Below are 25,803 nucleotides of genomic sequence, written 5' to 3'. Positions count from 1 at the left end.
CCAAGGGACTCACGTGACGGGCGGCACCTTATCGCGCAAACGTGCAAGCTCGGAACGGAGGTTCGCCTCCGCGCGCGGTCCGAAGGTGGCCTGGGCGGGCTGGGTCCGGTACAGGGAGGGCTTCTTGGCGAGCAACTGCTCCAGGATCGCGGCCCGGCCCGTGCGGAAGTCCTCCTCCGGGACGAACGCGTACTCGGCGCGGACCGCCGCCGTGTAGCCGGCGTAGACCTGCGGGGGAGCCCCGAGGATGGCCAGGTCGGCGTCGCACAGCACCTCGCCGTTGCGGTCGCCGGGGGCGGGGTCGTGCGTGGCCGTCAGCCGCACCAGGCGGGCCACCTCGGCGATCGCCTCGTCCGAGACGCCCAGCTCCGGCAGGACCTTCTCGGCCAGCCGCGCGCTGCGTTCCTCGTTCTCGCTGCGGTCGGGGGCGTAGATCGCGTCGTGGAACCAGGCGGCGAGGCGCACCAGGTCGGCGTCGTCGGCGTGGCCGGCGAGCCGGTCGACCACCTGCAGCGTGGCCGCCAGGTGGCGCAGGGTGTGGTACTTGCGTTGCGGCTCCGACCAGCGCCGCAGCAGCTGCGCGCCGTAGGGCTCCGCCTCCGGTGCGGCGAAGAGGGCGGTCCAGCGGGTGAGCAGACCCTCGGCGAGGTTCTGGTCGGGATGCGACGACGACTCGGGCATAGACACATTGTGGTACGGACGCCGCCCTGTTCGCTGGCGATGCGTCGTATGCCGCGCCGTCGCTGTCCCCGCGTCGCGCCAACGGCTAGGGTGTCTACATTGGACTAGACCTGTTGGACCTGTTGGGCCGTTGTCGAGGCGGAGCAGAGAGGCTGCACATGAGCGATCGGGCGATCTTCGAGGTCATCGCGACGTCCGCGGAGGACGCCGTCGCGGCCGCGGCGGGAGGGGCCGACCGCCTGGAACTCGCCGGCGAGATGGCGGCCGACGGGCTCACGCCCGACCTCGCCGAGTTCGTCCGGATCAGGGCTGCGGTGCACGTCCCGCTCCGGGTCATGCTGCGCGACGGGGACGGCTTCGTCGTCCGCGACCTCGACGCGCTCTGCGCGAAGGCGCAGGCGCTGCGCGCGGAGGGAGCGGAGGAGTTCGTCCTCGGCTTCCTCACCCCCGGGGGCGAGCTCGACCTGGCGTCCGTGCGGACCCTGCTGGCCGCCATCCCCGGCTGCCGGTGGACCTTCCACCGCGCGCTGGACAACGCGGCCTCCCGTGCGGACGTCCGCGCCGCGATCGACGGCCTGCCCGGCCTGGACACCGTCCTGACCGCCGGCAGCAGCGCGGGCGTGGCCTGCGGCATGGACGTCCTCGCCGAGGAGGCGGCCCGCGCGGGCGCCCCGGGCTACGGCCCGAGGATCCTCGTGGGCGGCGGCCTCAAGACCGAGCACATCCCGCGCCTGCGCGCGGCCGGCATCGACGGCTTCCACGTCGGCACGATGGTCCGCAGCGGCGCGGGCTGGGGCGGCCCGCTGGACGCGGGCCTGGTCCAGCAGTGGCGCCGCCTCCTCGACGCGGAACCCGTCCCCGCGTAGCCCTCCGGGCCCGCCGGCCTGCGGGGCGCTCCCCAGGGCTCAGCCTCCGACCGGGGGACGCCCCGTCCCGGCTTGCGGTCGGGAGCCATGCGCCGGGCGTCCGGCTGGCGCTGCGCCGTCCCGGGCTTGCCGCCGGAGGCGTCGAGCCGGGTTTGCGGCGGGACGCGCCCGGCGCCGGATGCCCGGTTGAGGGCCGTGAGTCCGGCCTCCGGCTGGGGGACGCCCCGTCCCGGCTTGCGGCCTGGGGCGTCGAGCCGGGTTTGCGGCCGGACGTGCCCGGCTCCGCGTGCCCGGTTGAGGGCCATGAGTCCGACCTCCGGCGGGGGATGCCTCGTCCCGGGCTTGCGGCCGGGGGCCATTGGCCCGGTGTCCGGCCGGCGCTGGTCCGTCCTGGGCTTGCGGCCGGAGGCGTCGAGCCGGGTTTGCGGCGGGACGTGCCCGGCGCCGGATGCCCGGTTGGGGGCCGTGAGTCCGGCGTCCGGCCGGGGGATGCTCGGTCCCGGCTTGCGGCCTGGGGCGTCGAGCCGGGTTTGCGGCGGGACGGGCCCGGCGCCGTATGCCCGGCCGGGGGCCATGAGGCCGGCCTTCGGCCGGGGCTTCCTCCGGACTTGGGTCGGAGCCCCGGCGTCGCCGTTGGGGGGCGCCGCCACCTCGGCGGAGTCCCGGCGCGTCCTGGGGCTACCCCAGGGCCTCCGGCAGGGGCCGGGTGTGGAGGACGTTCAGGCCGGAGACGGCGCGGGTGAGGCAGACGTAGAGGCGGCGCAGGCCCGTGCGGAGGTCCGCCTCGCCGTCGACGATGGCCGCCGGCTCGTCGAGGACCACGTAGTCGTACTCCAGACCCTTGGCGAGCGAGGCCGGGACCAGCGTCAGCCTGCTCTCCGCGTTCGTCTCCGTGCCCGGGTCCAGATACGGCAGCCCCGCTGCCGTCAGCGCCGCGCCGAGGACCGGGATCCGGGCGTCGGCCGCGATCAGGCCGATGCTGCCCTCGTGCCGCAGCGCTGCCCTCGCCGCCGCCACGACGGCGTCGGTCAGGGCCGGCGGGGTCGCCGGGGCGAGCGCGGAGGCCGCGTCCAGCGCGTCCGCGTCCTCCGGCGCGGCGGAGCCGTCCACCCGACGGATCGTCAGCGTGTCGGCCGCGGTGCGGATCGACGTGGCGGGTGCGAGCCCGGGGGCGATCGCCGGGAGCAGCCGGGAGGCGTAGTCGATGACCTCGCCGGGGACGCGGAAGCCCGTCGTCAGCTCCTCCACCCGGGAACCGGGCTTGCCCAGGTGGTGCAGGGCGGTGTCCCAGGAGTCGGTGGACCACGGGGTCGTGCCCTGCGCGATGTCGCCCAGCACCGTCGCCGAGCCCGTCGTGCAGCGGCGGCCCACCGCGCGGTACTGCATGGGGGAGAGGTCCTGCGCCTCGTCGAGGACGACATGGCCGAGCGAGGACGTCCGCTCCACCAGGTCCCGCGCCTCGTCGACCAGGACCGCGTCCGCGGGCGTCCACGGAGCCGTCTTCACGCTCCGGCCGGGCTTGGGCCAGAGCACCGCGGCCTGCTCCTCCGGGGTCAGCAGGCCCTCCGCGCAGTGGGCGAGGAACTCGGCGTCGGAGAGCAGGCGCTGCACCAGCCTGGCCGGGTCGACCGGCGGCCACAGCGCCTTCGCGGTCGCCTTCACGGCAGGGTTGCGGGCGACGGCGTCCTGCACGCGGTCGTCGGGCGCCTCGCCCCCCTGCTCCATCTTCACCAGCACGGCGTGCGCGATCCGCTGCGGGAGCGCGGCCTGGGCCGCGCCGTAGCGGATGTCACGGGCCATCAGCTCGCGGACGATCTCCTCCAGTTCGTAGGAGGCGACGCGCCAGCGCCGCGAGCCGCGGACCACGACGCAGCCCTCCGTCGGCAGGGTGATGCCCGAGCGGACGGCCCGGCGCAGCACCTCCGCCATCCGCGCGTCGCCCTTGAGCCGGGCCGTCTCCGCGGTGTCCGTGCCGCGCAGCGGGACGTGGGCGACCAGTTCCTCGACGGTGGCCTGGGCGACGTCCAACTCGCCCAGCGCGGGCAGGACCTGCTCGATGTAGTGGAGGAAGGAGCGGTTCGGCCCGATCACGAGCGTGCCGGTGCGGGCGAGCCGGTCGCGGTGGGCGTAGAGCAGGTAGGCGACACGGTGCAGGCCGACGGCGGTCTTCCCGGTCCCGGGAGCCCCCTGGACGCAGACCGTGCCGTGCACGTCGGCACGGACGATCTCGTCCTGCTCGGGCTGGATCGTCGCGACGATGTCGCGCATCGGGCCGACGCGCGGACGCTCGATCTCCGCCGCGAGCAGCGCGCTCGTGCCGGTCTGCTCCTCGGGGTCGGTGAGGCGCTCGTCCTCGTAGGCGGTCAACTCGCCGCCGGTGTAGCCGAAGCGGCGGCGCAGCCCGATGTCCATCGGGTCCTTCTTGCTGGCCCGGTAGAAGGACTGGGAGACGGGCGCGCGCCAGTCGATGACCATCGGGTCGCCGTCGGCGTCGTGGACGTGGCGCCGGCCGATGTAGAAGCGTTCGCCGTCCCCGCCCTCCGCCAGCTCCGCGCCCGGGGCGTGCAGGAAGTCGAGTCGGCCGAAGAAGAGCGGGGTGTCGGCGAGGTCGGCCAGTGCCTTGATCCGGTCGTCGATCTCGCGGGCCAGGATCGCGGCGTTGACCCAGTTGCCGGTCACGTCCTTGATGTCGAGCGCCTCGACGTCCTCGCGCATGGCGCGCAGCGCGGCGCGGGAGGAGGCGAGGTGGGCGCGCTCGCGGTTGAGCGGGTCTGTAGCGGTGGGGCTGTGCGCAGGCACGGAGGAGCCTTCCCGGCTGCGGAACACCGGGGGTGTCCGGCGCGCAGCGGTCTCAAAAGTCTGCGATGGAATTTGAGAGCCACCCGGTTACCGTCCGGGTGGCGCCTCCCCACGTGCGTCCCCGGGGAGGCGGCAGACCGGACACCCTATACCCGCGAACGACTGGTGAGCGAATCCTTTATTCAGGGGATATCAGGGGTAACCCTGAGGCGCGGACGAGGCCCAGTCCCCCTGCGGGATGAGCTCGAAGGCCCGGTGGAATGGGCCATTGGGCTGACGATTTCGCGGGCCGGGAAACCTAGCGTGGAGACATGGCTACCGCACACATCGACCCCCGCCCCCGGACCCCGGATCCCCACGTCGTCGCCCGTGGTGCCACCAAGGTGGCGCGCCGCCCGCGCAACCCGGTCGCGGCCTGCGCGCGCGGCGTCGGCATCCTGGCCGCCACGGCCTTCTCCGTCGTCGTCCTCGGCCACGACGGCCTTCCCGAGGATCTGCTCAAGAAGGACTGACCCGCGGACTGACCCGCGGACTGACCCGCGGACTCACCCGCCAGCTGACCCGCGGGCGGATCACAGCACGTCGTCCGCGTCCACGATCCGGTAGGCGTAGCCCTGTTCGGCCAGGAACCGCTGCCGGTGCGCGGCGAAGTCCTGGTCGATGGTGTCCCGGGCCACGACCGAGTAGAAGTGCGCCATGTGCCCGTCCGCCTTGGGACGCAGCACCCGGCCCAGCCGCTGGGCCTCCTCCTGACGTGAGCCGAAGGTCCCGGAGACCTGGATCGCCACCGTCGCCTCGGGCAGGTCGATGGAGAAGTTGGCGACCTTGGACACCACCAGCACGCTGATCTCGCCCTCCCGGAAGGCGTCGAACAGCCTCTCGCGCTGCGCGTTCGTCGTCTCGCCCTTGATCACCGGCGCGTCCAGCGCCTCGCCCAGCTCGTCGAGCTGGTCGATGTACTGACCGATGACGAGCGTGGGCGTGCCCCGGTGCTTCTCGACGAGCGCCTGGGTGACGCGGCGCTTGGTCGCCGTCGTGGCGCAGAACCGGTACCGCTCCTCCGGCTCCGCCGTCGCGTAGGCGAGCCGCTCGGTGTCGGTGAGCGTGACCCGCACCTCGCAGCAGTCGGCGGGCGCGATGTAGCCCTGCGCCTCGATCTCCTTCCACGGCGCGTCGAAGCGCTTGGGCCCGATGAGCGAGAAGACGTCGCCCTCGCGCCCGTCCTCGCGCACCAGCGTCGCGGTCAGGCCGAGGCGGCGGCGCGCCTGGAGGTCGGCGGTGAACTTGAAGACGGGCGCGGGCAGCAGGTGCACCTCGTCGTAGACGATCAGCCCCCAGTCACGGGAGTCGAACAGCTCCAGGTGCGGGTAGACGCCCTTCCGCTTGGTCGTCATCACCTGGTAGGTCGCGATCGTGACCGGGCGGATCTCCTTGCGCGCGCCGCTGTACTCGCCGATCTCGTCCTCGGTGAGGGAGGTGCGCTTGACCAGCTCGTGCTTCCACTGGCGGGCCGAGACGGTGTTGGTGACCAGGATCAGCGTGGTCGCCTTGGCCTTGGCCATCGCGGCCGCGCCGACCAGCGTCTTGCCGGCCCCGCAGGGCAGCACGACGACGCCGGAGCCGCCGTGCCAGAAGCCCTCGGCGGCCTGCTCCTGGTACGCGCGCAGCTTCCAGCCGTCCTGCGCCAGCTCGATCGGGTGCGCCTCGCCGTCGACGTAGCCGGCGGTGTCCTCGGCCGGCCAGCCGAGCTTGAGCAGCATCTGCTTGATCTGCCCCCGCTCGGAGGGGTGCACCACGACGGTGTCCGGGTCGATCCGCTGGCCGACCAGCGGTGCGATCTTCTTCGACCGCAGCACCTCTTCGAGGACGGGCCGGTCGGTGGCGGTCAGCACCAGACCGTGCACCGGGTCCTTGCTCAGCCGGAGGCGACCGTAGCGGTCCATGGTGTCCGCGATGTCGACCAGCAGGGCGTTGGGCACGGGGTAGCGCGAGAAGCGCACCAGCGCGTCCACGACCTGCTCGGCGTCGTGCCCGGCGGCCCGCGCGTTCCACAGGCCGAGCGGCGTCACCCGGTAGGTGTGCACGTGCTCGGGCGCCCGCTCCAGCTCCGCGAACGGCGCGATGGCGCGCCGGCACTCGTCGGCGAGGCCGTGGCCCGTCTCCAGCAGCAGGGTCTTGTCGGACTGAACGATCAGCGGCCCGTCGTGCACGTGCGTCTCCTCCGGTCCGGGCGATGGCCAAACACCCAGTGTCCCGCATCGCGGCGCGGACCGGAAAGCGGATGCCGCCACAGCTTGTGAGGACGAACCGTTTCCGCCGGTCCGCGATGCGAGCCCGGCTGCTAAGCCTCGTCGTCCGCCAGCTCCGCGACGCCGGTGATGCGGTGCAGGGAGAAGGTGCGGACCTCCTCGTGGACCTGGTCGAAGGCGGTGACGAAGCCGCCCTCCACCCGGACCGGTTCGATGACGCGTTGGCTGGCCGCGCCGTCCGCGTTGACGTAGCCGATCCAGACGGCGTCGCCGGTCAGCACGGCGGTCTGGAGGGTGGCCAGGGTCTCCGCCGCCGGGGTGCGGGGGAGGGGGCCCGTGGCCGGGGCGCGGTGGGAGACGGTGGCGGCGCGGTCGCCGGCGCGGATGGCCTTGATGGCGGCGCCCAGCAGGCCCTGGGTGACGGGGGGCGGGCCGTCGGGGACGGGCGCCGGAGGCGTGCGCGGGGGTGTGCGGCGGGCGTCGGGGCGGGTGATCATGACGTCGCCCTCCGCGGTCTCCGCCGCGGGGGCGTAGCCCATCGTGCGGAGCTGGCCCAGCACCGTCGCCGGATCGGCCTGCGCGGCCAGGACGGTGGGGGCGAGCCGCCGCAGCCGCAGCTGCGTGGCGCGGCGGTCGGCGAGCAGCTCGTCCAGCAGGGCGTCGTCGTCGCAGCGCAGGTACGCCGAGGCCGCGCCGACGCGCAGCCGGCCGTGGCGGCGGGCCACGTCGTCGATGAGGTAGGTCAGCGGCTGCGGCACCGGCGTGCTGGAGTGCTCGGCGAGGAAGGTGTGCAGCTCCGCCGCGCTGCGCCCGGCGTCGAGGGCGCGGCGGACGGAGTCGGGGGTGAACCGGTAGACCGTCGCGCCGCCCTTGGACTCCACGTTCGCCGCGACGGCCAGGGTCTGCGCCAGCGGGGTGCGCAGCGGGCCGGGGGCGATGGCGGTGAGGTCGGGCTGGAGGATGACCTGGTCCAGCGGCTCGGGCAGCAGCGGGGCGATCCGCCCCAGGGCTGACGTCTCGTCATCGTCGAGCAGTGGAACGGCGAAGCGCGCGAGCGCGCCCCGGCCGGTGAGGCCGAGGTCCTCCGCCTCCGCGACCGTCCAGGCGACCAGCTGGTCGCGCAGCTCACCGCCGCGCAGCGGGTGCTGCCAGGCGATCCGCGCCGTCAGTGCCGCCACGTCCGGCGCGCCGCCGGGCGGCAGGGAGGCCAGCAGGCGGAGCACGTCGTGGCGCAGGACCGGGGCGAGGGCGCGGTCGAGGCCGCTGCCGAGCGGGGGCAGTGCCTTGTCCTTGGCGTCCTTCGCGCCGACCAGCGCGGCCACGCGCGTGGCCGCGAGCCAGGTGCGGGCCAGCAGCAGCCAGCGCTCCGCGACGGGACGGCGCAGCCACTCGTCGTAGGCGGGCGTGGGCGCCCAGCGCTCCTCCACCTCGCCGTCCGGCGCCACCAGGCCCGCGCCGTAGGCGAGTTCGAGCCAGAAGGCGGTGACGGGCTCGGGCAGGTCCAGGGCTTGCGCGGTGCGGCGCAGCTCACGGACGCCGAGGCCGCCGGCGCGCAGCACGGCGGGCGACTCGGTGCTCCACAGGTCCAGCGCCTCCTCCACCGTCCGCACGGCCGTGAACGCCTGGGCGGCGGCCGCGTGGTCCGCCTGGTCCGGATCGACGCTCCGGGTCGACGTCACCGGCGGTGCCACCGGCTCGGCCTGACGGTGGGCCAGTCCACCGCGCAGATGCAGCGCGACCTCGCGCGGCAGCACCACCGCGTCCCGGCCGGCGGGCAGCAGCAGGCCGCAGGCCTGGAGCCACTCGACCGGGGTGCGCGCGTCCGCGGCCCGGACCGCACGCGGCGGGGACGCGCCGAACGGCGGCCCCCAGGTCAGCTTGGACAGCACGCCCCGCGCGCCTTCCGGCGCCCGCGCCAGCAGCGCGTCGGCCCGCTCGCGCTCGGCGAACAGGCCGCTCAGCGCGGCCAGCGCGCTCACCTGGTCGTGGGTGCTGGGCAGCCCGGCGTCCGCGAGCATCTCCTGGAGGCGGGCCGGGGACAGCCCCGCGCCCGCCTCGGCGTAGAGGGGACCGAGGCCGGTCGGCCCCGACTGCCCGCCCGCCGGGGCCAGCACGTCCCGCGCGGTGCGGACCAGCCGCAGGCGCTCCGGCTCGCCCCAGGCCAGCGCCGCGTCACGCAGCGTCGCCAGGGCGGGATCGAACGCCGCGTCGACCTCCGGGTCCTCGTCGGCGCCCAGCAGCGTGCGCAGCTCCTTCGGCGTGCACGGGTCGGCGGCCACGGCCAGCGCCTCCGCGACCTGGAGGGTGAACCGGTCCAGCCGTTCGAGCGCGCGGATCACGCTGGCGCGCGTCGCACTGCGGGTCGCCAGCTGGCTCAGGTCGGCGGGCACCGGGTGCACGAGATCGGGTCGCGCCCGCAGCAGCGCGGCGAGCGCGGCGTCGTCGCGGCCGCGCAGGTCCTCGGCGAGGGTGCGGGGCAGCGTGCGGACGCCGTCCCGCGACTCCTCGGTTCTCCCGGTGCTCATCCGACTCAGATTACTTGCTGCGGTCCCGGGCGGCTGCTGTCCGAGCGGGGGCGGGATGGAGTACGGGAGGGGTTCTCCGGGTAAGGCCGTGACGTCCGCACGACGCACCCTAAGCTGACGCCGGCGGTGGTCGCGGGGAGGGCGGAAGCACGATGGGCATCGAGAGCGAACAGCTGGTCTACGACTACCTGAGCCGTGTGGGCGATCTCGCAGGCCAGTCAGGGGGCCTGACGGCGGCGGAGCGCGTCCGCCTCGTCAACGACCTGCGCCAGACGATCGACTCCCAGCGGGCCGCGTCCTCCTCCTCCGCGCGGTCCTCCGCGCGCGCGGAGGTCGGCTCCGTCCGCAAGATCCTGGCCGGTCTCGGCACACCGGAACAGGTGGTCCGCCGCGCGGCCGGCGGCGGGTCCTCGGGCGTGTCCGGCCCGGCGGTCCCCACGACCTCCCTCCCGGCCGCGACCCGGTCCATCCCGGGGCAGGCCCCGGCGCCGGCGCTCGAGGGCCGCGCGGAGTTCGTCCGCGCGGACGCCGGCAGTGTGCCGGCGACGGGCGCGCAGTGGTGGACGTTCGAGTCCGCCGGTGGCGGCTTTCCTGGCGCGGGCGGCGTCCGGATGATCCAGCCACCCGGCTGGTCGGGGTCCTTCGAGGGCGACTTCCTGGTCCCGGACGGCACGGCGGTCGTCGACCCGGTCACCGGTCTGCCGACCGCGCAGTCGCCCGCCCCCGCCGGGCTCGCGGGCGTGGGCGTGAACGGGGGCGGCGAGGTCGGGCAGCTGCCGACGCAGCCGAAGCCCGGCCTGCTCCGACGACTCCGCGGCGCTGCCGCGGCAGGCGCGGGTGCAGCGCCCTCGGTGCCGCGCGCGCCGATCCCGTTCGTGGAGGCGCTCGCCACCCTGGTGCTGGTCGGCGCGGCGGTGACGGGCCTGTGGTACGTCGCCATCCTCGGCTGGCTCCTCGCTTACGCCGGCCGCAGGTTCGGCCACGGCGTCGGCCGGGTCGCCGCGCTGTGGATCCCCGGCCTGATGGCCGCGGCCTGCGGCTTCTGGCTCTACAGCAAGTCCGGCCACTCGCCGGACCACCCGGCCCTGACCAGCGCGCAGGTCACCACCGCGACCCACAACGCCTACGTCTTCTGGGTCCGCGGCTCCTCCGCCCTGTCGGCGGCGTTCCTCGCCTGGCGCATCACCCGACGCTGAGTCAGCGGCCGCGCCACCTCGTGGGCGCGAGGCTGCGCCGATATGCGGCTCCGCCGCGAGGGCGCGAGCAACCACTCCGTGCGGATGGCCCTGTGCGTTGAGGACCACCCGCTCGTCAGGGGTTCGTCGCGCAGTTCCTCGCGCCCCTGAGGGGCGGCAACCGGCTCGTGTGCCTCAGGGCACCCGGACCGCTGAGGTGAAGCGCAGGCGCGTCTCGCTGCGCAGCAGGCCCTCGGGGTCGCGGAGTTCGTCGAGGGCCGCCAGAGCCGCCGCCTTCGCGGCGGGGCGGCGGTCCGTGGGGATCCTCTCCAGCCGGATCCGCCGCCCCGACGACCACTGCGAGCGCCACCACTCCTCGCCGCTCTCGATCACGCGCACCGAAGTCTCCTCCACGGTCCGCACCTCGGCGAAGCCGCAGGAGTGGAAGAGGTCCGCGATCGACGCGTCGGAGTCGAAGGCCGGGTGGCCGCCGCGTGCGCCCTGGCGCGGGGAGGACGCGGGGGCGGGCTCGTCGAGGAAGGCCAGCGCCGCGTCCAGTGGGCGGCTCCAGCGCGGGTCGGCCAACGCGCCGAAGGCCGACATCGCGAAGCGGCCGCCGGGGACGAGGATGTGGTGGGCCGCGTGCAGCACCGCCGCCGGATCGGGGGTGATGAAGAGCATCAGCCCGGCCAGCACCGCCTCGAAGGAGCCGGAGGGGAAGCCGGGGTCCTCCGCGTCGCCGACGCGGGCCGTGACGTTGCGCAGGCCGCGCCGGGCGATGTCCGCGGCCGTGGCGTGGGCCATGCCGGGGGAGAGGTCGAGGCCCGCCACGTAGCCGTCGGGCCCGACGGCCGTCGCCGCGGCGAACAGCACCGCGCCGCGGCCGCAGCCGAGGTCGAGGACGCGGTCGCCGGGACGCACGCCGGCGTGTTCGACCAGGCGTGCCGCGCTCGCCTCGAAGAACGCGCCGTCGACCGTCCCGTAGGTGTCGGCGACCAGGTCGAAGCCCTCCGCGATGAAGGCCTTGCGTGCCGCGGCCGCGTGCTCACGCTCGCGTTGCGACCGGTGGTCCCGCTGCTCCTGCGTTGTTGTCGTCGGCATGGTGCCATGGTGTTCCCGAGTGACGGACATCACAAGACTCTTGGCACGTATCGGTCGCTACCCACCCAAGTAGCGTCGCAGTTGAGCCAGGATCAGGTCCGCGCCGAAGTAGCCGACGCCCTGGTTCCAGAGCTCGTCGTCGACCGCGTAGGCGCGTCCCGCCTTGACCGCCGAGAGGTTCTTCCAGGCGTCGCTGTTCAGCACCTCGTCCGTGTGCGCCTTCGCCGGGTCGCCGTAGGTGGAGTAGAAGATCGTGGTGCCGTCCATCGCGTCGAGCTTGTCCGTCGTGGCGACGGCGACCGCGTCCGTCTGCGCGTTCTGCGCGGCGGGGCGGCCCAGCTGGACGTCGGCGAGCAGGACGCCGAGGTAGCTCCGGGCGGCGACGACGCTCGGGTCCTGGCCCTGGACGAAGCGGACCACGCTGATCTGCTGCCTGCGGGTGGCGCCGGAGCCCCCCAGCTCGGCGGTGACCTCGCGGGTGTGGTCCTGGTAGGCGGAGGTGACCGCGTCGGCGAAGGACTGCGCGTTCAGGGCCTGCGCGTGGAGCTGGAAGTCCTGCTTCCACGAAGCGCCCGTCGAGTCGGTCAGGACGGTCGGCGCGACGGCCGAGAGCTGCTGGTAGCGCGCGCCGTCGACGGAACGGCTGGAGAGGATCACGTCGGGCCGCAGCCGCTTTACCGTGGCGAGGTCCGGCGCGCCCACGACGCCGACCCGGGCGACGTGGGTGAGCCAGCCGCTCGGGAAGTAGTCCGGCAGGCCGTGGTCGAACTGCGGGCGGGCCGCCCCCACGGGGGTGAAGCCGAGGCTGAGCGCGGAGTCGAGCTCCGCCGTGCCGAGCACGACGACCCGCTGGGGCGTCGCCGGGACCTGCACCGTGCCCGTCGCCGCGTGCACGGTCCGGGTGAGCGGCGACGGGGACGCGCTGCCGGCTCCCGACGACGACGCCTGGGCGGCGAGCAGCCCGCCGCTCCCCGGGCCCGACGTCGGACTGGCGGCCGAGCCGGAGTCGGGAGGGAAGCCGTTGTCGCCCTTGCAGTCGGCCAGCGAGGCGGAGGCCCCCACGGCCCCGAGCGCGCCCAGTGCCCTGAGCAGCGCCCTGCGCGAGTAGGCGCCCGGCATCCGGCCTCCCGAAGCTTTGTCCCCGTCTCGCCCGATCCGTCCCAGTTCGCAGTATCGCCCACCGGGGGCCCGATTAGGGTGAAGGCCATGACGCCGTTGACGCCGCTCCCTCCGCTGGCCGTCGGGTTCGACCTCGACATGACGCTGATCGACTCCCGGCCCGGGATCGCCCGCGCCTACCGGTACCTGGCCGAGGAGACCGGCACGGACATCGACAACGAACTCGTCGTCTCGCGGCTCGGACCGCCGGTCGAGGTCGAGATGGCCAACTGGTTCCCCGCCGACGAGGTCCAGGCCATGGCGGACCGGTACCGGAAGCTCTACCGGGAGTACGGGGTCGCCGGGGTCACGCCGCTGCCGGGCGCGGTGGAGGCGCTCGCCGCGGTGCGCGCGGCCGGCGGACGCACGGTCGTGGTGACCGGCAAGCACACGCCCAACGCGCGGCTCAACCTGGACGCGCTGGAGATGCGTGTCGACGCGCTGCACGGCGACGTCTTCGCCGAGGGCAAGGCGGACGCGCTGCGCGCCGAGGGCGTGCGCGTCTACGTCGGCGACCACCTGGGCGACGTCGTCGGCGCGCGCGAGGCGGGCGCCTTCCCGGTCGCGGTCACGACCGGTCCCTACGACGAGGAGCGCCTGCGCGAGGCGGGCGCGGGCGTGGTCCTGGCGGACCTGACCGCGTTCCCGGCCTGGCTGGACGACTACCTGGCGGTGACCTGACGCTTCTGGGAGCGGGCCGATCGGAACAGGCCCGCGAGCGCGACCGCGAAGCCGAGCGGCATCACCATGCAGACGAAGTACGCGGGCGTCGGCAGCCGGTGCAGGCCGAGGAAGAGCGGCAGCACCGTGGCGATGGTCGCCACCGCGCCGACGGCGAAGAGGATCGCCCCGACGCGGACCAGACGGTCGCCGGGAGCGGCCGGGTCCTGCGCGCAGGAGAGGGAGTCAGCGTTCACACCTCCACGCTAACGGGTCCGCACAGGTGCGCGGGGCGCGCGTGGTTAGCGGAGTGCCCCGGCCGGGTATGCACGTCACGCACGGGGACCGTGCGTGCGCGCAGCGGGACCGCTGCGGCGTGACCAGGCTGTTCGATGAGGAGGTGCGCCATGTCCCCGATCTGGACGACACGTCGGTCGGCAGCGGCGCAGGTGCCTCCGGCGGAGCAATCCGGTCGATCATTCCGGCGCCGACCTGGAACAATGGCCCGGCGCTAGTTCGCCCGCGGCGCCCAGCGGTCACCACCGGTAACCGGCGGGGTGCCGCACCCCCGTACGACACACTCCGACTCAACGACTCACCCACGACGAGGTCTCCCCATGCCTACGGGCAAAGTGAAGTGGTTCAACACTGAGAAGGGCTTCGGCTTCCTCTCGCGCGACGACGGCGGCGACGTGTTCGTGCACTCCAAGGCGCTGCCTGTCGGAGTGGAGTCGCTGAAGCCCGGCCAGCGGGTCGAGTTCGGCGTGGTCGCCGGCCACCGGGGAGACCAGGCCCTGACCGTGACGCTCCTCGACGAGGCCCCGTCGCTGGCGGCGGCGGCCCGCAAGAAGCCGGACGAGCTCGCCGCGATGGTCCAGGACCTCACCACGGTCCTGGAGCAGATCATCCCGGGCCTCCAGAAGGGCCGCTACCCCGACAAGCCCGTCGGCAAGCGCATCGCCACCCTCCTCCACCACGTCGCCGACCAGCTGGACGTGTAGCTGCACGACCTCAGGAGCGCGGGGCCGTGCTGATGTGCGGCTCCGCCGCGCGGGCGCGACAGGCTTCAGGTTGCGCTCCCACCTGTGGCTGCACCACCTCAGGGGCGCGGGGGACTGCGCGAGTAACCACCCTGTGCGGATGGCCCCGCGCGTTGGGGACCATCCGCTCATCGGTGGCTTGTCGCGCAGTTCCCCGCGCCCCTTGCGTGCTGCCGACCTGAGGCGGGAGCAGACCTTCAGGAAGGGAACGCCAGCAGTTCGGCCGGGACGGCCGGGGTCAGGCCCGCCGCCGCGGCGCGGCTCAGCAGGCCGCGCACCGCGGCGTACCCGGCCTCGCCCAGGTCCTCGGTGAACTCGTTGACGTAGAGGCCGATGTGCTGGTCCGCCACCGCGGGGTCCATCTCCTGGGCGTGCGACATCACGTAGTCCCGGGACAGGCCGGGCTCCGCCCACGCCGCGCGGACGCTGCTGCGGATGGTGTCCGCCAGCGCGGCGAGGCGCTCCGCGCCCAGGGAACGCCGGGCGATGATCGCGCCGAGCGGGATCGGGAGGCCGGTCGCGGACTCCCAGGCCTCGCCCATGTCGGCCAGGCACCGCAGGCCGTAGTTCTGGTAGGTGAACCGCGCCTCGTGGATGACGAGCCCGGCGTCGACCTTGCCGTCGCGCACCGCCGGCATGATCTCGTGGAACGGCATGACCACGATCTCGCCGAGGCCGCCGGGGACGGCCTGCGCCGCCCAGAGGCGGAACAGCAGGTAGGCGGTGGAGCGCTCGCTCGGGACGGCGACGGTGGCGCCGCGCAGCGCCGTGGGCTCGGGGGAGGCGTCGGGGCCGGTGAGGACCAGCGGGCCGCAGCCGCGGCCCAGCGCGCCGCCGCACGGCAGCAGGGCGTACTCGGAAAGGACCCACGGCAGCTGCGCGTAGGAGATCTTCAGGACGTCGAGCTCGCCGCGCTCGGCCAGGCCGTTGGTGATGTCGATGTCGGCGAAGGTGACCTCGGGCGGCACCGCCCCCGCGACCAGGCCGTCGGCCCAGGCGTGGAAGACGAAGGTGTCGTTCGGGCAGGGGGAGAAGGCGATACTGAGGGCCGGGTTGGAAGAAGTCACCGGATCAGTGTCTCGTACGGCAGCCGCGTGAAGACGCCCGCCAGGGCGTCCAGCGCCTCGCCGATGCGCCAGGCGGCGCGGTCGCGCGGGCCGACGGCGTTGGAGACCGTGCGCAGCTCCAGCACGGGGACGCCGTGCCCGGCCGCCGCCTCGGCGACCCCGAAGCCCTCCATGGCCTCGGCCACCGCGCCGGGGTGACGGCGCAGCAGTTCCGCGGCGCGCTCCGCGCTGCCGGTGACGGTGGAGACCGTCAGGACGGGGCCGGTGGCCGCGGGGAGCCCGGCGTCGCGCAGGCGGCGGAGCACGGGATCGACGAAGGCGCAGGCGTGTCGGACCCGTCCGAAGCCCAGCTCGGTGACGTCCGAGAACCCCTCGGGCGTCTCCGCGCCCAGATCCGCGGCGACGACCGCCTCGGCGACGACGGCGGAGCCGATCGGCGCGGCGGGCGCGAAGCCGCCCGCGATGCCGGCGGAGACGACGAGGCCGTAGGCCGTCGGAGCGAGCGCGAGCGCCGTTGCGGTGGCCGCGGCGGCCGCCGCGGGGCCGACGCCGCCGACCACCACGTCCACCGGGCCGAGGGCCGTCAGGGCGTATCCGCCGGGCAGCGTCCGCTCGACCTGGCCGGCGTGCGGCAGTGCCGCGCCCGCACCACGCAGCACCGCCGCCGCTTCGGGAGCGACGGCGGTGACCACGAGGATCCGCGAGGAGGTCACGAGGCCGGACGCGGGGTCAGCTGCCGTCGACCTTGAGCTGGAGCAGCCACTCGCCGTAGATGTTCTTGCCGTCCTTGTCCGTCTCGACGATCAGCAGCGGACCGGTGTTGGACGTGGTGGTCTGACCCGTGGTCGGGTCCTGAGTCGTCAGCACCTGGGAGATCGACAGCGGGCCCGCGTAGGCGTTGGTCGTGTGCTGGACCACGAAGCCGCTGCCGTCGCGCGCCACCCAGCCGTTCTTGGTGACGGGCTGGTCGACGTTGATGCCGAAGTTGCCGTTCGCGCTCGGGACGATCGCGGTCGGGATCTTCTTGTCGTCGCTGAGGGCGGCCTTGATCGACGCGCTGCACTTGGCCTGCGTGGCCGTGGTGAGGGCCTTGCCGCCGTCGTAGCAGTTGGCGAGGGGGGCGACCTGCGTCCAGTGGGAGCCGGCCACGACCGAGACCCGGGCGACCGAGGGCGCGTAGTGGGCGGCGATCGGAAGCGTGATACCGAGCGTCGCGGCGCCCACGACGGCGACGGCTCCAAGGGCGGCGACACCGCGGTTGAGACTCATGGTGGCAGGCTATCGTCCCGCGGCGATCACGCCACGTCGGGGGCTGCCGTCGCGTGCCGCGGCCGCAGGGTGATCCGGGTCCGGACGGTCCACACCAGGGCGACCCCCATCAGCACGGCGGCCGTGGCCATGCCGACCTCGCCGACCAGCGGCAGCACGATCCCGAGGCCGCCGCCGATCACCCAGGTCAGCTGGACGACCGTCTCCGAACGGGCGAACGCCGAGGTCCGGACGGCCTCCGGCACGTCGCGCTGGATCAGCGCGTCCAGGCCCACCTTCCCCATGCACTGGGCGAAGCCGGAGACGAAGGCGAGCAGCACGACCGTGAGGGCGCCGAAGAAGAGCGCGGCGGCCAGCGAGGAAACGAACGCGAGTGCGACCATCAACGTGACGAGCGTCTCAGGGCCCTTCGTGCGCATCCACGCGCCGACGACCGTGCCGAGGGTGTTCCCGATGCCGAGCGCGGCGGCCACCAGGCCCAGCGAGGCGGTGGCCGGCAGGCCCGCCAGCGGATGCTCGCGCACCAGGAAGGCGAGGAAGAAGGTGAGGAAGCCGAACAGCACACGCAGCGCGCTCTCCGCCCCCAGCGCCAGCACCACGCCGGGCCCGACCGTCCGCAGCCCGACCTTGGTGCCGTCCTCCGGGGTGGCCTCCGCGTGCAGGACGGCACGCTCCTCGCCCTTGGCCACGTCCACGGTGTGGGGCAGCGCGAACGCCAGCCCGGCGCCGACGATGTAGATCAGGAAGGCGCCGCGCAGCGGCCAGTCCGGGCCGATCAGGTGCAGCACCCCGCCGACCCCCGCCGCGACGCCGGTCGACAGCAGCCCGGCGAGCGAGACTCTCGAGTTCGCCTTCACCAGCGGCAGCTGCGGCGGTTTCAGTCGTGGCACGACGACGCTGCGGACCACCCCGTACGCCTTCGAGGCGACCAGCACGCCCAGAGCCAGGGGGTAGATCTCCAGGCTTGCTCCTGCGATGGCGCCCGTCATCATCCAGGCCAGCCCAGCCCGGGCCAGCAGGCTGCCCGCCATCGCGGCGCGCCGGCCGCTCGGGATCCGGTCCAGCATCGGGCCGATGACCGGTGCGAGGAGGACGAACGGCGCCATCGTGATCAGCAGGTACAGCGCGACGCGCCCGCGCGCCTCGTGCGTCGGCACGGAGAAGAAGATGGTGGACGCCAACGCCACCGTGATCATCATGTCGCCGGCGGAGTTCACCGCGTGCAGCTCGATCAGCTTGGCCAGGCCCGACTCGCCCGCGCCCTCGGCGGATGTCGCCCGCCGGATCCGCCGTCCGGTGGCGTTGGCGACCTTGCCGGTGCGCACCGCCGCAGCCGAGGCGAAGCGGTGCACGGAGGACGCCGCACGCCGTGCCTTGCCCACTCCCGCATCGGCCATATCTCCCATGGTGCACGACGGGAAAGAGAAGGCGTGGCACTTGGCGCGGTGCGCGGCGCGGTACTTTCGGCACCGGGTTCCGCGTCCGCGCGGGACACGGGACCGGCCGTTCGGCAAGAATAGGAGTCCGACCGGTACCGCGCGCAGCCCGCCGCCCCGGCGGTGGTGCGGAATCCGTGGTTCACCCGTGGTTATGGCCGCGACGATGGTTGGGAGAGAATCAGTCCGTGATGAGTGCTGCGACGACGCGAAGCCGTACCCCTGACCGCCTGTGCGCCGAGGCCGTGGAGTTCGCACGGCACGCGGCCGTCGCGGCGGCCGGCGCGACCGCCGTCGGCGAGCACCTCGGCTTCGACGTCGAGGGCGACCGTGTGGTCACGCACTACTTCGCCACCACCGAGAAGGCCTACCGCGGCTGGCGTTGGGCCGTCACCGTGACCCGCGCCGCGCGCGCCAAGCAGGTCACGCTCGACGAAACGGTGCTGCTGCCCGGCCCGGAGGCGCTGATCGCGCCCGAGTGGGTGCCGTGGAGCGAGCGCCTGCGCCCCGGCGACCTCGGCCCCGGCGACCTGCTCCCCACCGAGGCGGACGACCTGCGCCTGGAGCCCGGCTACTCCGGTGACGACGAGCCCGCGCCGAACTCGGTCCTCGCGGAGGACCGTCTCTCCGGCATCGCCGGCGAGGACGTGGCCATCGAACCGAGTGGCGACCGCGTCGCGGTCGCGTCCGAGAGCGAGCGAGCCGAGATCGCGTCCGTCGCGGACGAGCTGGGCATGGGCCGCGCCCGGGTGCTGAGCCGACTGGGCCTCAACCTGGCGGCGGACCGCTGGGAGAAGGAGTTCGGCGCGCACTCGCCGATGGCACAGGCGGCGCCGGCGGCGTGCGTCTCGTGCGGCTTCATGGTCCCGCTGGGCGGTTCGCTCAGCCAGGCCTTCGGCGTCTGCTCGAACGAGTTCAGCCCGGCGGACGGCCGCATCGTCTCGCTGGCGTACGGCTGCGGCGCGCACTCCGAGGCGGCGGTCATGCCGGCCCCGACGGTGCCGGCCCCGCCGGTCCTGGACGAGCTCAGCCTCGAACCCCTCCCGCTCCACCCGGACCGCTCCGGCGGCTCCGTCGAGGAGAGCACCCCCGCCGAGGAGCTCGGCCACAGCTGACCTGCTCCAGGAGGCGCAGCCTCAAGGGGCGCGGGGAACTGCGCGAGAAACCACCGGCATGAGGACGGCCCTGCGCGTTCGGCCTGCCACATGGGTGGGTGGCTTGTCGCGCCCACGCGGCGGAGCCGCACATCGGCAGAGCCTCGCGCCCCTGAACGGTTACTCGCCGATGTCCTCGTACCAGAGGTCCGGGTGGTCGCGGATGAAGTCCGTCATCAGCCCGACGCAGTCCTGGTCGTCCAGCAGGACGATCTCGACCCCGTGTTCGGAGAGCCAGTCGTGCCCGCCGTGGAACGTCCTCGCCTCGCCGACGACGACGCGGCCGATGCCGAACTGGCGGACCAGGCCCGAGCAGTACCAGCAGGGGGAGAGCGTGGTCACCATCGTGGTGCCGCGGTAGCCGCGCAGGCGTCCGGCCGCGCGGAACGCGGCCGTCTCGGCGTGCATGGACGGGTCCCCGTCCTGGACGCGGCGGTTGTGGCCCGCGCCCAGCAGCTCGCCGTCGGGACCGAACAGCGCCGCGCCGATGGGGATGCCGCCCTCGGCGAGGCCGCGGCGGGCCTCGTCGACGGCGACGGAGAGAAGTGCGCGGTAGTCGAGAGTGGGCATGCCCTTACGATGCCTCGGCCCGCCCCGCCCGAACCGGCCCGAGGCCCGGCGACACGCGTTCCGGGCCCCGCCCCGGAGAATGGCGCCACCATGCCGTGACGGATACTGAGCACCATGGCTTACGACGATCTACGGTCCTTCCTCCGGGCGCTGGAGCGCGACGGCGACCTCAAGCGCGTCAAGGTGGAGGTCGACCCGTACCTGGAGGTCGGTGAGATCGTCGACCGGGTCCAGAAGGCCAAGGGACCGGCGCTGCTCTTCGAGAACGTCAAGGGCTCGGCGATGCCGCTGGCCATGAACGTCTTCGGCACCGAGCGGCGGCTGGCCAAGGCGCTGGGCCTGACGTCCGCCGACGAGATCGGCGAGAAGATCGCCGGGCTGCTCAAGCCCGAACTGCCGCACGGCTTCACCGGGGTGCGCGAGGCGTTCGGCAAGCTGGCCGGGATGACGCACGTGCCGCCGAAGAAGGTGAAGCCGGGAGAGGCCAAGGTCCAGGAGGTCGTGCTCACCGGCGACGACGTGGACCTGATGCAGTTGCCGGCGCTGTTCACCTGGCCGCAGGACGGCGGGTCGTTCTTCAACCTGGGCCTGACCCACACCAAGGACCCGGACACGGGCGTCCGCAACCTCGGTCTGTACCGCCTCCAGCGCCACGACAGGCGCACGATCGGCATGCACTGGCAGATCCACAAGGACAGCCGCAACCACGCCGCCGTCGCCGCGAAGCGCGGCGAGAAGCTGCCGGTCGCCATCGCCTTCGGCTGTCCGCCGGCCGTCACCTACGCGGCGACCGCGCCGCTGCCGGGGGACATCGACGAGTACCTGTTCGCGGGCTTCGTCGGCGGCGAGCGGGTCAGGATGGTCGACTGCAAGACCGTCCCGCTCCAGGTCCCGGCCGACGCCGAGGTGGTGCTGGAGGGCTGGCTGGACCCGGAGGTGATGCTGCCCGAGGGGCCGTTCGGCGACCACACCGGCTTCTACACCCCGCAGGAGCCGTTCCCGGCGCTGACCATCGACTGCGTGACGATGCGCCGCCGCCCGATCCTCCAGTCGATCGTGGTCGGCCGCCCGCCGACCGAGGACGGGCCGCTGGGCAAGTTCACCGAGCGGTTCTTCCTGCCGCTGCTGAAGGTGATCGTGCCGGACATCGTCGACTACGACCTGCCCGAGGCGGGCGGCTTCCACAACTGCGTGATCGTCTCGATCGACAAGAAGTACCCCAAGCACGCCCAGAAGGTCATGCACGCGATCTGGGGCGCCCACATGATGTCGCTGACCAAGCTGATCATCGTGGTGGACTCCGACTGCGACGTCCACGACTACCACGAGGTGGCCTGGCGGGCCCTCGGCAACGTGGACTACAGCCGGGACCTGTCCGTGGTGGAGGGGCCGGTCGACCATCTCGACCATGCCTCCTACCAGCAGTTCTGGGGCGGCAAGGCGGGCATCGACGCGACCCGCAAGCTCCCCGAGGAGGGCTACACCCGCGACGGCGGGTGGCCCGAGATGGTCCTCTCGGACCCGGCCACGGCCTCGCTCGTGGACCAGCGCTGGAAGGAGTACGGGCTCTCATGACGACGGCTGTCGTGACGCCGGAGATCGGCAGGACGAAGGCGTTCCTCCGGCTGGTGATGATCGAGCACTCGGTCTTCGCGCTGCCCTTCGCCTACATCGCCGCGCTCACGGCGATGTTCCTCCAGGACGGGCACGTGCACTGGGTCCAGCTGCTGCTGGTCACGCTGTGCATGGTCGGCCTGCGGACGTTCGCCATGGCCGCGAACCGGATCATCGACCGCGAGATCGACGCGCGGAACCCGCGCACGGCCGGGCGTGAGCTGGTCACCGGCGCGGTGTCGCTGCGGACGGCCTACACGGGCTCGGCGGTCGCGCTGGTGGTCTTCCTGGCCGCCGCCGCGCTGCTGAACCCGCTGTGCCTGGCGCTGGCGCCGATCGCGGTGATCCCGATGGTGATCTATCCGTACGGCAAGCGGTTCACCGACTTCCCGCACGCGATCCTGGGCCTGGCCCAGGCCATGGGCCCGGTCGGCGCGTGGATCGCGGTCACCGGCGCCTGGTCCTGGGAGGCCTGCGTGCTGGGCCTGGCGGTCGGCGTCTGGATCGGCGGCTTCGACCTGATCTTCGCCTGCCAGGACGTCATGGCCGACCGCGCCGACGGCGTCCGCTCCGTCCCGGCCCGCTTCGGCGTCGCCAAGGCCCTCTACGGCGCCCGCACCGCCCACGTGGTCACCATGCTGCTGCTCGGCTGGTACGCGTGGCTGACGGCCGCCGGCTGGGCGTTCTGGATGGGCCTGGCGGTGGTGAGCGTCGCCTTCGTCTACGAGCACTCCATCGTCCGTCCGGGCGACCTGAGCCGACTCAACCGCGCCTTCTTCCAGGTGAACGGTTTCGTCGGGATCTCGCTCTTCTGCTTCGCCCTGCTGGACCTCGTCCTGCGCGGGCTCACCCCGTAACCGTGCGCGGCCGGTGCTCGGACGCCGTTCGGCGGCTCGCCCGTTAGGGTCGATGGCGTGAAGCGTGAGCCGTGGGTGGTCGGGGTGACGGGGGCGTCCGGGACGCCGTATGCGGCGGCGGTGATCCGGGGGTTGCTCGGGGCCGGGGAGGCCGTGGACGTGGTGGTCAGCCGCGCGGCGCGGTTGACGTTGATCGACGAGACGGGGATCCCGTTCCGGGACGCGCACTGGCGCGAGGACCTGCGGGAGTGGCTGGAGCGGCCGCTGGACCGGGGCAAGCCCGAGCCGTTCGAGCTGGAAGACGTGCGCTACTGGACGGCCGGCGACTTCGCCGCGGGGCCGTCCAGCGGCTCCTATCCCGCCAAAGGGATGATCGTGGTCCCGTGCAGCGCCGCCGCCGTCGCCGGGATCGCGATCGGCCTGAGCAAGGACCTGCTGCAACGCGTCGCCAGCGTCACCCTCAAGGAGCGCCGGCCGCTCGTGCTGTGCGTCCGGGAGACCCCGCTCACCGGGGTGACCCTGCGTCAACTCGCCGACCTCGACGCCCAAGGGGCGATCGTGATGCCCGCCTCGCCGGGCTTCTACGCGGGCTCGGCCAGTGTCCAGCAGCTCGTGGACTTCGTCGCCGGACGCGTGCTCGACGCGGTCGGGGTGGAGCACCGGCTGTACCTCCGCTGGGCGGGTGAACTGGGGAGCGGCGCCACCTCGACGTGATGGAGGTCACCTCGTCGGAGTATCTTCTTTGCGAACCGGGGGCCGCATCGGGCTGGAGTTTTGGATTCCGGATACTGTCGGCAGGTTCCCCAACGATTGGAAGGCCAGGTTTTCGACCATGGACGCGGTGGACAGGCAGCTCATTCAGGCGCTGCGCGAGAACGGGCGCGCCTCCTACGCCGAGCTGGGGCGGCTCGTCGGCCTGTCGGGCCCCAGTGTCACCGACCGGATCAACCGTCTCGAACAGGCGGGGGTCATCACCGGTTACCGCGCCACGGTGAACCCGGCCTCGCTGGGCCTGGGCGTCACCGCCCTGATCGGCCTCCAGCTGACCGACGCCGCGGACCACGAGGACGTCGCCGGGCGTCTGCGCGACCTGCCCGACGTCGAGGACTGCTGGTTCATCGCGGGTGACGACTCCTACATGCTCAAGGTCCGGGTGCCCAACGTGGACGGCCTGGAGTCGATCGTGAAGCGCCTCTCCGGCACCAAGGGCGTGGCCCGCACCCGTACCACCGTCGTGCTCTCCACCAAGTGGGAGAACCGGGCGGTCGAGCTGCCCGACACCGAGTTCACGGACGCCACACGGAAGGCGTGATCCCCACATGGCCCTGGTGACACTGGACGAACTGCGCGAGGCCCAGCGACGGATCGCCGGGGTCGCGGTGCGCACCCCGCTGATGCCCTGCCCGTGGGCCGACCGCCCGTGGGGATCGCTGCACCTGAAGCCGGAGAACCTCCAGCCCACCGGCGCGTTCAAGATCCGCGGCGCCTACAACCGCCTGGCCGCCCTGACGGCGGAGGAGCGGGCGCGGGGCGTGGTCGCCCAGTCCAGCGGCAACCACGCCCAGGCCGTCGCCTACGCGGCCCGGGAGCTCGGCATCAAGGCCGTCATCGTCATGCCGGACACCTCGCCCGAGGTGAAGGTCGAGAACACCCGCTCCTACGGAGCCGAGGTGATCCTCGTCGACATGACGCAGCGCGACGACCTGCCCAGGGAGCTGGTGGAGCGTCACGGCTACGTCTGGGTGCCGCCGTACGACGACCCGTACGTCATCGCCGGCCAGGGCACCACCGGCCTGGAGATCTCCGACGACGCCGCGGCGCTCGACCTCGACCTGCAGACCGTGCTGGTCCCCGTCAGCGGCGGCGGGCTGATCAGCGGCGTCGCGACGGCCCTGAAGCTCACCACGCCCGGCGTGAGGATCATCGGCGTCGAGCCCGCGCTCGCCGGCGACGCGGCGGAGAGCTTCCGCGCAGGCGAGCGGCGCACCTGGCCGCACGCGGACACCTACCGCACGATCGCCGACGGCCTGCGCACCACCTCGCTGGGCGAACTCCCTTGGGAGCACGTGCAGGCGTACGTGGACGACATCGTGACGGTGTCGGAGGAGGAGATCGCCGAGGCGGTGGCCGTCCTGGCCCGCCGCGGCCGACTGGTCGCCGAGCCCTCGGGCGCGGTGGCGACGGCCGCGTACCTCTTCCACGGCGAGGAGCTGCCCGGCAGCCGTTTCGCGGCGGTGGTGAGCGGCGGGAACGTGGAACCGGCGCTGCTGGCGAGGATCCTGGCGATGTGACCGGCCGGTGACCGCCCGGGTGGTCGCCGGGGTGCCCCTGCGACCGACCCGGCCGACGGGGGCGTAGGCTCGTACGGATTGTTCAACGCGCTGATGGAGGCGGGACTCGGATGGACGCAGGGCTGAAGCGCGAGCTGGAGGCGAAGGTCTACGCCGGGGAGCGGCTCACCCGCGAGGACGGGATCGCGCTGTACGAGACCGACGACCTGGCCTGGCTCGGCGGGCTCGCCCACCACGTGCGGACTCAGAAGAACGGCGACGTCGTCCACTTCAACGTCAACCGTCACCTGAACATGACGAACGTCTGCACCGCGTCCTGCGCCTACTGCTCGTTCCAGCGCAAGCCGGGCGAGAAGGACGCCTACACGATGCGCATCGAGGAGGCGGTCAAGCTCGCCAAGGCGATGGAGAACGACCAGCTGACCGAGCTGCACATCGTCAACGGCCTGCACCCGACGCTGCCCTGGCGGTACTACCCGCGTTCGCTGCGCGCCCTGAAGGAGGCGCTGCCGAACGTCGCGCTGAAGGCGTTCACCGCCACCGAGATCCACCACTTCGAGAAGATCTCGGGCCTGTCCGCCGACGAGATCCTCGACGAGCTGATCGACGCCGGTCTGGAGTCGCTGACCGGCGGCGGCGCGGAGATCTTCGACTGGGAGGTGCGCCAGCACATCGTCGACCACGACACCCACTGGGAGGACTGGTCGCGCATCCACCGTCTGGCGCACTCCAAGGGCCTCAAGACGCCCAGCACCATGCTCTACGGCCACGTCGAGGAGCCGCGCCACCGCGTGGACCACGTGCTGCGGCTGCGCGAGCTGCAGGACGAGACCGGCGGCTTCCAGGTCTTCATCCCGCTGCGCTACCAGCACGACTTCCACGACTCGCGCGACGGCAAGATCCGCAACACGCTGCAGGCCCGCACCACCATGGCCACCGGCGCGGACATGATCCGCACCTTCGCGGTCTCCCGGCTGCTCTTCGACAACGTGCCGCACGTCAAGGTCTTCTGGGTGATGCACGGCCTGGCCGGCGCCCAGCTGATGCTGAACCACGGCGCGGACGACATGGACGGCTCGGTCGTCGAATACAAGATCACCCACGACGCGGACGGCTTCGGCACGCCGAACAAGCTGACCCGCGACGACCTGCTGGACCTGATCCGCGACGCGGGCTTCCGCCCCGTCGAGCGGAACACCCGCTACGAGATCATCCGCGAGTACCCGGGCCCGGACGCGTCCCGCCGCGAGGCGCCGCAGCCGATGCGCTTCTGACGCGCGCGCCCGAGGTG

The 25,803-nt window shown here is 73.3% G+C and carries 24 protein-coding genes; 12 read left to right on the top strand and 12 right to left on the bottom strand.

Translation table 11 applies throughout. The features are described from left to right. Window positions 1-9: 9 nt before the first annotated feature. Window positions 10-681, bottom strand: a complete 672-nt coding sequence (locus TR50_RS01940) for an HD domain-containing protein (protein WP_042412902.1) — start codon at window positions 679-681, stop codon at window positions 10-12. Window positions 682-839: 158 nt separating this feature from the next. On the opposite strand from TR50_RS01940, the gene TR50_RS01935 reads away from it, so the two are divergent. Continuing rightward, complete coding sequence (locus tag TR50_RS01935; protein ID WP_042412901.1) at window positions 840-1,547, top strand: copper homeostasis protein CutC; 708 nt, start codon at window positions 840-842, stop codon at window positions 1,545-1,547. 678 nt (window positions 1,548-2,225) lie between these two features. On the opposite strand, the gene TR50_RS01930 is transcribed toward TR50_RS01935, so the two are convergent. After that, a complete protein-coding gene (locus TR50_RS01930) occupies window positions 2,226-4,346 on the bottom strand; it encodes a HelD family protein (protein ID WP_042413289.1) in 2,121 nt (706 codons plus the stop codon). Window positions 4,347-4,657: 311 nt separating this feature from the next. Here TR50_RS01930 and TR50_RS01925 point away from each other — a divergent pair, with 311 nt between their 5' ends. Beyond that, window positions 4,658-4,858: a hypothetical protein gene (locus TR50_RS01925; protein ID WP_042412899.1), complete on the top strand. Its 201-nt coding sequence runs from the start codon at window positions 4,658-4,660 to the stop codon at window positions 4,856-4,858. Between the two features lie 60 nt (window positions 4,859-4,918). Here the strand turns inward: TR50_RS01925 and TR50_RS01920 are convergent, their stop codons facing one another. Further along, the gene (locus TR50_RS01920; RefSeq protein ID WP_042412897.1) at window positions 4,919-6,556 is read right to left on the bottom strand and encodes a DNA repair helicase XPB; all 1,638 of its coding nucleotides are present in this window, start codon (window positions 6,554-6,556) and stop codon (window positions 4,919-4,921) included. 131 nt (window positions 6,557-6,687) lie between these two features. Next, complete coding sequence (locus TR50_RS01915; RefSeq protein ID WP_042412895.1) at window positions 6,688-9,120, bottom strand: helicase C-terminal domain-containing protein; 2,433 nt, start codon at window positions 9,118-9,120, stop codon at window positions 6,688-6,690. 152 nt (window positions 9,121-9,272) lie between these two features. Here TR50_RS01915 and TR50_RS01910 point away from each other — a divergent pair, with 152 nt between their 5' ends. Next, window positions 9,273-10,316, top strand: coding sequence for a hypothetical protein (locus tag TR50_RS01910; protein ID WP_042412893.1), 1,044 nt, complete (start codon window positions 9,273-9,275; stop codon window positions 10,314-10,316). A gap of 174 nt (window positions 10,317-10,490) precedes the next feature. Here the strand turns inward: TR50_RS01910 and TR50_RS01905 are convergent, their stop codons facing one another. After that, window positions 10,491-11,396: a class I SAM-dependent methyltransferase gene (locus TR50_RS01905; protein WP_052440571.1), complete on the bottom strand. Its 906-nt coding sequence runs from the start codon at window positions 11,394-11,396 to the stop codon at window positions 10,491-10,493. A 57-nt stretch (window positions 11,397-11,453) separates the two neighbouring features. Beyond that, window positions 11,454-12,515, bottom strand: a complete 1,062-nt coding sequence (locus TR50_RS01900) for an ABC transporter substrate-binding protein (RefSeq protein ID WP_052440568.1) — start codon at window positions 12,513-12,515, stop codon at window positions 11,454-11,456. Window positions 12,516-12,602: 87 nt separating this feature from the next. Between TR50_RS01900 and TR50_RS01895 the strand changes: the two genes are divergently transcribed. Continuing rightward, window positions 12,603-13,235, top strand: coding sequence for an HAD family hydrolase (locus tag TR50_RS01895; protein WP_042412891.1), 633 nt, complete (start codon window positions 12,603-12,605; stop codon window positions 13,233-13,235). Here the strand turns inward: TR50_RS01895 and TR50_RS01890 are convergent. After that, complete coding sequence (locus TR50_RS01890) at window positions 13,217-13,471, bottom strand: hypothetical protein (RefSeq protein WP_042412889.1); 255 nt, start codon at window positions 13,469-13,471, stop codon at window positions 13,217-13,219. The two genes, TR50_RS01895 and TR50_RS01890, sit on opposite strands and share 19 nt — an antisense overlap. A 360-nt stretch (window positions 13,472-13,831) precedes the next feature. Between TR50_RS01890 and TR50_RS49975 the strand changes: the two genes are divergently transcribed. Continuing rightward, window positions 13,832-14,215, top strand: a complete 384-nt coding sequence (locus TR50_RS49975; protein ID WP_042412887.1) for a cold-shock protein — start codon at window positions 13,832-13,834, stop codon at window positions 14,213-14,215. A 236-nt stretch (window positions 14,216-14,451) separates the two neighbouring features. On the opposite strand, the gene TR50_RS01880 is transcribed toward TR50_RS49975, so the two are convergent. Genes TR50_RS01880 through TR50_RS01865 form a run of 4 tightly spaced genes read right to left on the bottom strand, consistent with a single transcriptional unit; the run spans window position 14,452 to window position 17,996 of the window. Further along, the gene (locus TR50_RS01880; RefSeq protein ID WP_042412885.1) at window positions 14,452-15,321 is read right to left on the bottom strand and encodes a 1,4-dihydroxy-6-naphtoate synthase; all 870 of its coding nucleotides are present in this window, start codon (window positions 15,319-15,321) and stop codon (window positions 14,452-14,454) included. Further along, the gene (locus TR50_RS01875; protein WP_042412883.1) at window positions 15,318-16,034 is read right to left on the bottom strand and encodes a futalosine hydrolase; all 717 of its coding nucleotides are present in this window, start codon (window positions 16,032-16,034) and stop codon (window positions 15,318-15,320) included. Before TR50_RS01875 ends, TR50_RS01880 begins: the two co-directional genes overlap by 4 nt. Window positions 16,035-16,050: 16 nt before the next feature. Continuing rightward, window positions 16,051-16,590, bottom strand: coding sequence for a hypothetical protein (locus TR50_RS01870; RefSeq protein ID WP_042412882.1), 540 nt, complete (start codon window positions 16,588-16,590; stop codon window positions 16,051-16,053). A 26-nt stretch (window positions 16,591-16,616) separates the two neighbouring features. Beyond that, entirely contained in the window at window positions 16,617-17,996 is a 1,380-nt protein-coding gene (locus TR50_RS01865) for an MFS transporter (RefSeq protein ID WP_084699633.1), read from the bottom strand. 221 nt (window positions 17,997-18,217) lie between these two features. On the opposite strand from TR50_RS01865, the gene TR50_RS01860 reads away from it, so the two are divergent. Further along, window positions 18,218-19,141, top strand: a complete 924-nt coding sequence (locus TR50_RS01860; protein WP_042412880.1) for a DUF3027 domain-containing protein — start codon at window positions 18,218-18,220, stop codon at window positions 19,139-19,141. Between the two features lie 159 nt (window positions 19,142-19,300). Here the strand turns inward: TR50_RS01860 and TR50_RS01855 are convergent, their stop codons facing one another. After that, on the bottom strand, window positions 19,301-19,750 hold the full coding sequence (locus tag TR50_RS01855; protein WP_042412878.1) for a nucleoside deaminase: 450 nt from the start codon (window positions 19,748-19,750) through the stop codon (window positions 19,301-19,303). 114 nt (window positions 19,751-19,864) lie between these two features. Here TR50_RS01855 and TR50_RS01850 point away from each other — a divergent pair, with 114 nt between their 5' ends. From TR50_RS01850 to mqnE, 6 genes are all read left to right on the top strand, one after another. Further along, complete coding sequence (locus TR50_RS01850; RefSeq protein WP_042412876.1) at window positions 19,865-21,325, top strand: menaquinone biosynthesis decarboxylase; 1,461 nt, start codon at window positions 19,865-19,867, stop codon at window positions 21,323-21,325. After that, window positions 21,322-22,221 (top strand): menaquinone biosynthesis prenyltransferase MqnP, encoded by a 900-nt coding sequence (gene mqnP, locus TR50_RS01845; RefSeq protein WP_042412874.1) that lies wholly within the window; start codon window positions 21,322-21,324, stop codon window positions 22,219-22,221. Before TR50_RS01850 ends, mqnP begins: the two co-directional genes overlap by 4 nt. A 57-nt stretch (window positions 22,222-22,278) precedes the next feature. Continuing rightward, entirely contained in the window at window positions 22,279-22,935 is a 657-nt protein-coding gene (locus tag TR50_RS01840) for a UbiX family flavin prenyltransferase (RefSeq protein WP_084699632.1), read from the top strand. 118 nt (window positions 22,936-23,053) lie between these two features. Further along, on the top strand, window positions 23,054-23,533 hold the full coding sequence (locus tag TR50_RS01835) for an Lrp/AsnC family transcriptional regulator (RefSeq protein WP_042364954.1): 480 nt from the start codon (window positions 23,054-23,056) through the stop codon (window positions 23,531-23,533). A 7-nt stretch (window positions 23,534-23,540) separates the two neighbouring features. After that, the gene (locus tag TR50_RS01830; protein ID WP_042412872.1) at window positions 23,541-24,512 is read left to right on the top strand and encodes a threonine ammonia-lyase; all 972 of its coding nucleotides are present in this window, start codon (window positions 23,541-23,543) and stop codon (window positions 24,510-24,512) included. A gap of 110 nt (window positions 24,513-24,622) precedes the next feature. Further along, window positions 24,623-25,786, top strand: coding sequence for an aminofutalosine synthase MqnE (gene mqnE / locus TR50_RS01825; protein WP_042412870.1), 1,164 nt, complete (start codon window positions 24,623-24,625; stop codon window positions 25,784-25,786). Window positions 25,787-25,803: the final 17 nt, after the last annotated feature.

The organism is Streptacidiphilus anmyonensis (genome assembly GCF_000787855.1).
Classification (GTDB): domain Bacteria; phylum Actinomycetota; class Actinomycetes; order Streptomycetales; family Streptomycetaceae; genus Streptacidiphilus; species Streptacidiphilus anmyonensis.
The sequence above is the reverse complement of the archived record's forward strand: the minus strand, read 5'-3'. Positions and strand labels throughout refer to the sequence as shown.

Coding starts and splice junctions, on each gene's coding strand:
- TR50_RS01855 (WP_042412878.1), bottom strand. CDS start 19,750: ATGCCCACTCTCGACTACCGCGCACTTCTCTCCGTCGCCGTCGACGAG.
- TR50_RS01860 (WP_042412880.1), top strand. CDS start 18,218: ATGAGTGCTGCGACGACGCGAAGCCGTACCCCTGACCGCCTGTGCGCC.
- TR50_RS01935 (WP_042412901.1), top strand. CDS start 840: ATGAGCGATCGGGCGATCTTCGAGGTCATCGCGACGTCCGCGGAGGAC.
- TR50_RS01835 (WP_042364954.1), top strand. CDS start 23,054: ATGGACGCGGTGGACAGGCAGCTCATTCAGGCGCTGCGCGAGAACGGG.
- mqnP (WP_042412874.1), top strand. CDS start 21,322: ATGACGACGGCTGTCGTGACGCCGGAGATCGGCAGGACGAAGGCGTTC.
- TR50_RS01895 (WP_042412891.1), top strand. CDS start 12,603: ATGACGCCGTTGACGCCGCTCCCTCCGCTGGCCGTCGGGTTCGACCTC.
- TR50_RS01915 (WP_042412895.1), bottom strand. CDS start 9,120: ATGAGCACCGGGAGAACCGAGGAGTCGCGGGACGGCGTCCGCACGCTG.
- TR50_RS01900 (WP_052440568.1), bottom strand. CDS start 12,515: ATGCCGGGCGCCTACTCGCGCAGGGCGCTGCTCAGGGCACTGGGCGCG.
- TR50_RS01850 (WP_042412876.1), top strand. CDS start 19,865: ATGGCTTACGACGATCTACGGTCCTTCCTCCGGGCGCTGGAGCGCGAC.
- TR50_RS01905 (WP_052440571.1), bottom strand. CDS start 11,396: ATGCCGACGACAACAACGCAGGAGCAGCGGGACCACCGGTCGCAACGC.
- TR50_RS01910 (WP_042412893.1), top strand. CDS start 9,273: ATGGGCATCGAGAGCGAACAGCTGGTCTACGACTACCTGAGCCGTGTG.
- TR50_RS01830 (WP_042412872.1), top strand. CDS start 23,541: ATGGCCCTGGTGACACTGGACGAACTGCGCGAGGCCCAGCGACGGATC.
- TR50_RS01940 (WP_042412902.1), bottom strand. CDS start 681: ATGCCCGAGTCGTCGTCGCATCCCGACCAGAACCTCGCCGAGGGTCTG.
- TR50_RS01865 (WP_084699633.1), bottom strand. CDS start 17,996: ATGGGAGATATGGCCGATGCGGGAGTGGGCAAGGCACGGCGTGCGGCG.
- TR50_RS49975 (WP_042412887.1), top strand. CDS start 13,832: ATGCCTACGGGCAAAGTGAAGTGGTTCAACACTGAGAAGGGCTTCGGC.
- TR50_RS01870 (WP_042412882.1), bottom strand. CDS start 16,590: ATGAGTCTCAACCGCGGTGTCGCCGCCCTTGGAGCCGTCGCCGTCGTG.
- TR50_RS01925 (WP_042412899.1), top strand. CDS start 4,658: ATGGCTACCGCACACATCGACCCCCGCCCCCGGACCCCGGATCCCCAC.
- mqnE (WP_042412870.1), top strand. CDS start 24,623: ATGGACGCAGGGCTGAAGCGCGAGCTGGAGGCGAAGGTCTACGCCGGG.